This is a genomic window from Frankia sp. CcWB2 (assembly GCF_977927585.1).
Window position 1 is genome coordinate 17,468 of the sequence record NZ_CDWRCM010000027.1, and the last position, 2,367, is coordinate 19,834.

Genomic DNA, 2,367 nt, shown 5'->3' on the forward strand with positions numbered 1-2,367 from the left:
TGGAGGTCCGGCCGATCCGGCAGATGAGCGGCGCCAGCGAGTTCGGCGAGGTCTTCCTCACCGACGTGCGGGTGCCGGCGTCGGAGTGCCTGGGCGGGATCGGCAACGGCTGGGCGACGGCGATGCTTCTGCTGTCGTTCGAGCGCGGCGCGTCCGGGATCAGCCAGTACACCGGCTTCCGGCGCAGCTACGACGAGATCGTCCGGGTCGCCCGGGCGCTCGGCCGCGACACCGACCCGGTGCTGCGCCAGGAGTTGGGCCGACGCATGGTCGAGCTCGAATGCCTGCGCTACCACTCGATGCACGTCCTCACCCAGGTAGAGCAGGGCCGGGACCTGGGGGCCGAGTCGTCGATCACCAAACTGCAGTGGTCGGAGACGTACCAGGACCTGTTCGAGACCTTTGATGCGCTGCTCGGCGCCGATGTGGCGCTCACCCACCCCACCGCGGACCTCGATCTGACGACGCTGCGGCAGGAGAGCTTCTGGACCCGCTCCGTCACCATCTGGGGTGGATCCTCGCAGGTACAGCGCACGATCGTCGCGGAGCGGGTCCTCGGCCTGCCACGCGGATCATGATCATTGTCGCGATTCGGGCCTGCGTCTACGTCTGTGCCCGCGCCCGCGCCCGCGCCTGTTCATCCCGCTGATCCTGCCTCGCCCCGCCTCCGGAGGTCCGAGCCCGTGTTCTTCGCCCTCACCGACGAGCAGCGCGCGCTCGCCGCCACCGTCCGGGACTTCCTGGCCGACCGCTTCGATCTGACCGCCGTCCGCGCGGTCTTCACCGATCCCGACGGTGACGGACACCCCCCCGAGCTGTGGAAGGCGATCGGCGAACAGGGCTGGCTCGCGGTGTGCGTGCCCGCGCGGTTCGACGGTCTCGGTCTCGGGCTGCTCGACGCACAGATCATCGCGCGGGCGTTCGGAGCGGGGGCGATCCCCGGGCCCTGGCTGCCGACCGTGCTCGCGGGCGAGGCGGTGCGGCTCGCCGGCTCGGCGGACCAGGCGGCGGCGGTGCTCGCCCCCCTCGCCGCCGGTGACCTGGTGGCCACCGTGGCGCTGCGGGGCCCGGGCGGGGGATACGACCGTACCGGCATCGCGGTCCGCGCGACCGCGGACGGCAGGCTGGGCGGTGTCGCGTCTGGCGTCGAGTATCTCGAGGTCGCCGGGTTCGTGGTGGTCGCCGCCGTCGACCCCGCCGGAGTCGGGCTCTACCTGCTCGATCCGCATGGCCCGGGGGTGACGGTCACCGCCCAGCGCGGCTTCGACGGCACCACCCGGCTGGCCTCGCTGTCCCTGGCCGACGCGCCCGCGACCCGGCTGCCGGCCTCCAACGCCGCGGTCGCTGCGGACCTGGTCCGTCGTGGTGCCCTGCTCACGGCCGCGGACCTCGTCGGTGTCGCGCGGGCCGCGCTGACCCGGACCGTCGCCTACGACATCGATCGGGTGCAGTTCGGCCGGCCGGTCGGTTCGTTCCAGGCGCTCGCGCATCATCTCGCCGATCTGCATGTCGCCGTCACGATGGCCGAGCACGCGGTGCTGTACGCGGCGCACGCGCTCGATACCGCCCTGCCCGACGCGGAGCTGGCGCTCGCGGTGGCGAAGAGCAAGGCCAACCAGGCCGCCGGGGACGCCACCGCGGCGATGATCCAGTACCACGGGGGGATCGGCTACACCTGGGAGCATGATGCGCACTTCTTTTACAAGCGGGCCAAACGCCAGATTCCCGCTTTTGGTGACACTCCTGCGCATCTGGAGCGCATCGCGGTGCTGACCGTCGACACGTTGCCCTGACCGCCCCCGATCCCGCAGCACTCGCAGCGGTGCTGGTTCCTCGGCGGTGCTGGTCCTTAGCGCGTCAGCGTATGGTCGAACAGCTGCCGGGCCGGGCCCAGGGCTGCCCGGCGGTCGGCGGGAGCCAGCCCGATGCGCGTCCGGCGATCTAGCAGGTCTGCCGGGTCGAGCGCGCCTTCGTCCCGCACCGCGAACAGCAGCTCCGCGCCGGTGACCGGCGTCCCCTCGGCGACGGGTGCCAGCAGGTCGGGGTCGCCGTCGGCCAGGGCCAGCACCCTCGGTGCCTCCGTCCCGTACCGCTCGACCAGACGGCGCGGCGCGGCCACCGTGGCGAGGACCGATCGAGGTGCCGCACCGACCAGGCCGAGCCGCCGGGTACGGCAGGGGCCGGCGTCGAGGTCGCCCACCGCGACGGCGGCGTCCACCGCGTCGGCGGCCATCCGTCGATAGGTCGTCAGTTTGCCGCCGACCACCGTGACCAGGCCGCCCGGGTCGGTCCGCACCAGGTGCCGCCGGGAGAGATCGGCGGTGCGGGCGGCGCTGGTACGAGCGGCGCTGGTACGGGCGTCGGCGG

3 protein-coding genes are annotated in these 2,367 nt (G+C 72.9%); 2 read left to right on the forward strand and 1 reads right to left on the reverse strand.

The window, feature by feature from the left end; all coding sequences use genetic code 11:
• Window positions 1–578: acyl-CoA dehydrogenase family protein (locus ACY45C_RS05035; protein ID WP_462186476.1), on the forward strand; the 578-nt coding region annotated here is incomplete at its 5' end.
• A 105-nt stretch (window positions 579–683) separates the two neighbouring features.
• Window positions 684–1,793: an acyl-CoA dehydrogenase family protein gene (locus ACY45C_RS05040; protein WP_462186477.1), complete on the forward strand. Its 1,110-nt coding sequence runs from the start codon at window positions 684–686 to the stop codon at window positions 1,791–1,793.
• 56 nt (window positions 1,794–1,849) lie between these two features.
• On the opposite strand, the gene ACY45C_RS05045 is transcribed toward ACY45C_RS05040, so the two are convergent.
• On the reverse strand, window positions 1,850–2,367 hold a 518-nt coding region (locus ACY45C_RS05045), incomplete at its 5' end, for a glycerol-3-phosphate dehydrogenase C-terminal domain-containing protein (protein WP_462186479.1).